Genomic DNA, 5,000 nt, shown 5'->3' on the forward strand with positions numbered 1-5,000 from the left:
AACAGCCAGGCCTGCGCGTTGCGACTGACGCTGGCGCGCCTGGATGACCTGAAATTCCTGAACACCTACCGGCCCGGGCAGCCTTTGCCCTGCGAGGACTGATCATGCGTGACTACGATGCCATCCTGTTCGGCGCCACCGGCTTCACCGGACAGCTGACGGCACGTTATCTGGCCACGCAGGAGCAGCCGTTGCGCTGGGCCATCGCTGGGCGCGACATCGGCAAGCTGAATGCGCTGCGCGCCGAGCTGGCCGAGCAGGGGCGCTACCTGCCTGATGTCCTGCTGGCCGACAGCAAGGCACCGGATTCGCTCGCGCTGCTGGCACGGCAGACACGTGTGATCATCAGCACGGTGGGGCCGTACCTGCTGCATGGCGAACCGCTGGTGGCCGCCTGCGTGGCCGAAGGCACGGACTATGTCGATNGCATGCGCAGCCGCTATAACGAGCCGGCGCGGGCCGGCGGCACGCGCATCGTGCACTGCTGCGGCTTTGACAGCATTCCGCATGACCTTGGCGTGTACTACACGCTGCGCCTGCTGCAGGACCGGCTGGGTGGCGAAGCGCTGGGCACCGCCGTGGTCGATGTCACCGGTATCGTGAAGGCGCATGGAGATTTCTCCGGCGGCACCTGGCAATCCGCCATCAATGCCATGTCGCGCGCCGGCGCGCATGTCCGCGAGCAGCGCGAACAGGACAGGCTGGGCAAGGGTGGCGGACGCCGTGTGCGCGCAGGCAGCATGCGCCCGCGTCGTGATGGCAGCGACTGGACCGCGCCGCTGCCGACCATCGATCCGCAGATCGTGCTCGCCAGCGCGCGCGCCCTGCCCTTCTACGGCCGTGAATTCAGCTACAGCCATCGCGTCGCGGTGGGCTCGCTGTCCAGGCTGGCGCTGGGTGCGGCGGGCGTGGCTGGCATCGTCGCAGGTGCCCAGTTCGGCCCGACGCGGCGCATGCTGGAGAAAGTGCGCCGATCCGGCGACGGGCCCTCTCCGGAGGCCAGGGCCTCGCACTGGTTCCGGGTCAGGTTCTCGGCCACGGTGAAATTGCCCCAGACGGGTGAAAAGACCCTGCAGACCGAGGTTTCCGGCGGTGACCCCGGGTATGACGAGACTGCCAAGATGCTGGCCGAGAGCGCGCTGAGCCTGGCTTTCGGCGGTGCACAGCTGCCGCAGGCGGCGGGGGTGCTGACCCCGGCGCTGGCCATGGGTGATGTGCTGCTGCGCAGATTGCAGCGCGCGGGCCTGTGTTTCCGCGAGCTGTCCGAGGCATAGGCCTCGGGTGTGTGGCGGGCATGGCCTGCGCCGGCCCGCCAGCGGCGTTCAGGGCTTCTGCCCGCCCTGCTCCACGCCAGCCCCGGTATCTACACCGGGCCCCGGCTGTTCCAGCCACTCGCGCCAGATCGCCATCACCACCGCCAGGATCACCGGGCCGATGAATAGGCCGATCATGCCGAAGGCGGTGAGGCCGCCAAGCACGCCGAACATGATCAGCAGGAAGGAAATCTGGGTCGCCGAGGAGATCACCAGCGGCCGGATGATGTTGTCCACCGAGCTGACCACGGCGGCGCCCCAGATCGCCAGTCCGATGGCCGGCAGGGTCTCGCCCGAGGCCAGCAGCCACAGCGACACGCCGCCCCACGCGAAGGGCGTGCCGAACGGGATCAGCGCGATCAGGAAGGTCAGCACGGTCAGGAACACCGGGTTGGGCGCGCCGGCCACGGCATAGCCGATGCCGGCCAGCGCCGCCTGCGCGACGGCGGTGAGCACGATGCCGAACACCACGGCCTGGGTCATGTCGCCGGCGGCCTTGAGATAGCGCTCGCCGTGGCCGGGCGTGACCTGCGCCAGCGCCAGCCTGATCTGGCGCACCAGCGCGAGGCCGTTGCGGTAGAAGAAGAAGGCGGTAAAAACGGTGAAGGTCAGCTTGGCGGCGTTGCGGGTGATGCCGCCGGCCAGCATCTTGGCCTGCACCAGACCGACATTCAGCACCCCGCGCAGGCTTTCCTTGAGCGCCGCCGGGTTGTCATGCGCCACCGCCCAGAGCTCTTCCAGCTCGCGCACCAGCCAGGGCGCGTAGTTGTTCAGCTGCGGCGGCAACGGCAGCGCATCCTGCGCCAGGAACTCGCTCAGGTGCGCGTAGATGCTGCGCACCTCGGCCTGCAGCATGACCAGCATCCAGGCCAGCGGGCCGACCAGGGTCAGCGTCAGCAGCCCGGTCATGATCACGGCGGCCAGGTTGTGGCGGTTGCCGACCGCCTTCAGCAGGCGGCGGTACAGCGGCCAGGACACGAACACGAGGATGGCCGCCCAGGCCATGGAGATGAAGAACGGACTGAGCACGGCGTAGGTCAGGTAGAGCAGCGTGGCCAGGCTGAGCAGCAGCAGCACGCGGGTGAGCACGGGGCTTTCGGTGGTGGTCATCGGGGGGCATCCTCGGGTGATGACCGATGCTAGCACTGCCGGCATGACGGCTGTGCAACCGTGCGGCTGGCTGGCGCACAAAAGCGCAGGCCCCGGCTCCTTGCGGAGACCGGGGCCTGCGATTTCGCGCGGACCGGCAGCAAAATGCCGCCCGTCGTGGCGTCGGATCACTCGAAGTTGAAGTGGTCCGCGTTCAGCTGCATCAGCGACTTGGTCGGCTTCAGCATGGTTTCGGCGTGCGACTTGGTACGCGGCAGCAGACGCTCGAAGTAGAACTCGGCGGTCTGGATCTTGGCCTGGTAGAACGCCGGTTCGTCGTTGCCGCCCTTCTCCAGCTTCTCGAAGGCGACGGCGGCCATCTTGGCCCAGAAGAAGGCCAGGGTGGCGTAGCCGGAGTACATCAGGAAGTCGTAGGAGGCGGTGCCGACGAATTCGCGGTCCTTGCGCGCCTGCAGCATGATGCGCACGGTCAGGTAGTTCCACTGGGTGGCGATCTTGGTCAGCTCCCAGATGAACGGACGCATCTGCTTGTTGCCGACGTGGTCGCGGCAGAACTTGGCGATGTCGGCGGTGAAGTCGCGGACGGCCTTGCCCTTAGTGGTCAGCAGCACCTTGCGGCCGAGCAGGTCGAGCGCCTGGATGCCGGTGGTGCCTTCGTACAGCGTGGAGATGCGCGCGTCGCGGGCGATCTGCTCCATGCCGTGTTCCTTGATGTAGCCGTGGCCACCGAACACCTGCATGCCGAGGTTGGCGGCTTCCAGGCCGAGCTCGGTCAGGCAGCCCTTCAGGATCGGGGTCAGGAAGCCGAGCTTGTCGTCCCAGTAGTCGTAGGTTTCCTTGTCGCCGTTGGTGATGCCGACCGCCATGTTGTCGGCGTACTGGGCGGCGAAGTAGACCATGGCGCGACCGCCTTCGGCGACGGCCTTCTGGGTCAGCAGCATGCGGCGCACGTCGCCGTGGTGGATCAGGGCGTCGGCGACCTGCTCAGGCTCCTTCTTGCCCGACAGGGCGCGCATGGAGCGGCGTTCCTTGGCGTACGGCAGCGAGCCCTGGTAGGACTGCTCGGCGTGGGCCACGCCCTGGATGGCGGTGCCGATGCGCGCGGTGTTCATGAACGTGAACATGCACTCCAGGCCCTTGTTCGGCGGGCCGATCAGGTAGCCGGTGGCCTCGTCGAAGTTGATCACGCAGGTGGCCGAGGCGCGGATGCCCATCTTGTGCTCGATGGAGCCGGCGGCGACGGTGTTGCGGTCGCCGGTGGTGCCGTCGGCGTTGGCGATGAACTTCGGCACGATGAACAGCGAGATGCCGCGGGTGCCGGCCGGCGCGTCCGGCAGGCGGGCGAGCACGATGTGGATGATGTTCTCGGCCAGGTCATGTTCGCCGGCGGAGATGAAGATCTTGGTGCCGGTCAGCTTGTAGCTGCCGTCGGGCTGCGGTTCGGCCCTGGTCTTGACCTGGCCGAGGTCGGTGCCGCACTGCGGTTCGGTGAGGCACATGGTGCCGGTCCAGCGGCCTTCCACCAGCGGCGGCAGGAAGGTGGCCTTCTGGCCCTCGTCGCCGTGCAGCATGATGGTGTTGATGCAGCCGATCGACAGGCCCGGGTACATGGTGAACGACCAGTTGGCCGTGCCCATCATTTCCGAACGGAACAGGCCCATGGACATGGGCAGGCCCTGGCCGCCGAACTCGGCCGGGTAGTTCAGGCCCTGCCAGCCGCCGGCGACGTACTGCTCGTAGGCTTCCTTGAAGCCCTTGGGCGTGGTCACTTCACCGTTGTTGAAGTGGCAGCCTTCCTCGTCGCCCGGCTGGTTCAGCGGCGCCAGCACCTGTTCGCAGTACTTGGCGGCTTCTTCCAGAATGGCATCGACCAGATCCGGGGTGGCCTCTTCGCCGCCCGGCAGATTGGCGTAATGCTTCGGGTAGTCGAAGACTTCGTTCATCAGGAAGCGCATGTCGCGCAGGGGAGCCTTGTAGCTCGGCATGATCATCACCCTGGTCGGTTGGTGGATTACGGGAGGCTTTATAGCCAAATTGCCGGCGTCGAGGCATTGGCACAATTCAGCCAGCATACCGTCATCAGGGTGAATAGAACCGCTGTCGGATCAGGCTTCGCGACGACCGGTCGACCATTCGTGCCGCCGGAAAATTACAAAAAATTCGTTGATGTGCCATTTGCACGCAATGTACGGTCGGTGACTTTCCTGCACAGCGAGTCACCGCCATGGCCCTTTCGCGACTGCCATCCGTCCCGCAGGCCGCCCTGCGCCGCTCCCTCGGCCTCGCCGGCCGCGTGCGCCTGACGCTGGGCTTCGGGCACATCCCGCTGGCGACGCTGCAGCGCCGCTACGAGAAGCCGGCGTCGCGCTATCTGGTGATCGATGGCACCCGGGTACACTACACCGACGAAGGCGAAGGCCCGGCGCTGGTGCTGCTGCACGGTGTCATGGCATCGCTGCACACCTGGGACGGCTGGGTCGACGCGCTGGCGGGGCACTTTCGCATCATCCGCGTCGACCTGCCCGGTTTCGGCCTGACCGGTCCCCTGGCCAGCGGCGAGTACACCCCGGAATACGC

Annotated in this window: 4 protein-coding genes; 2 read left to right on the forward strand and 2 right to left on the reverse strand. The window is 66.9% G+C overall.

Annotated elements, in window-relative coordinates; genetic code table 11:
• Nucleotides 1-104 precede the first annotated feature (104 nt).
• A complete protein-coding gene (locus C5O18_RS06510; protein ID WP_105192542.1) occupies nt 105-1,274 on the forward strand; it encodes a saccharopine dehydrogenase family protein in 1,170 nt (389 codons plus the stop codon).
• 48 nt (nt 1,275-1,322) lie between these two features.
• Here C5O18_RS06510 and C5O18_RS06515 read toward each other — a convergent pair whose 3' ends face one another.
• Both C5O18_RS06515 and C5O18_RS06520 read right to left on the reverse strand, forming a co-directional pair.
• Entirely contained in the window at nt 1,323-2,423 is a 1,101-nt protein-coding gene (locus C5O18_RS06515) for an AI-2E family transporter (protein ID WP_158249285.1), read from the reverse strand.
• Between the two features lie 167 nt (nt 2,424-2,590).
• Nucleotides 2,591-4,408: an acyl-CoA dehydrogenase C-terminal domain-containing protein gene (locus C5O18_RS06520; protein WP_105192546.1), complete on the reverse strand. Its 1,818-nt coding sequence runs from the start codon at nt 4,406-4,408 to the stop codon at nt 2,591-2,593.
• Nucleotides 4,409-4,647: 239 nt separating this feature from the next.
• On the opposite strand from C5O18_RS06520, the gene C5O18_RS06525 reads away from it, so the two are divergent.
• A partial coding sequence (locus C5O18_RS06525; RefSeq protein ID WP_146089247.1) for an alpha/beta fold hydrolase occupies nt 4,648-5,000 on the forward strand: 353 nt, incomplete at its 3' end.

Origin of the sequence: Amnimonas aquatica (assembly GCF_002943415.1) — a bacterium.
GTDB classification, from domain to species: Bacteria; Pseudomonadota; Gammaproteobacteria; order Pseudomonadales; family Moraxellaceae; genus Perlucidibaca; species Perlucidibaca aquatica_A.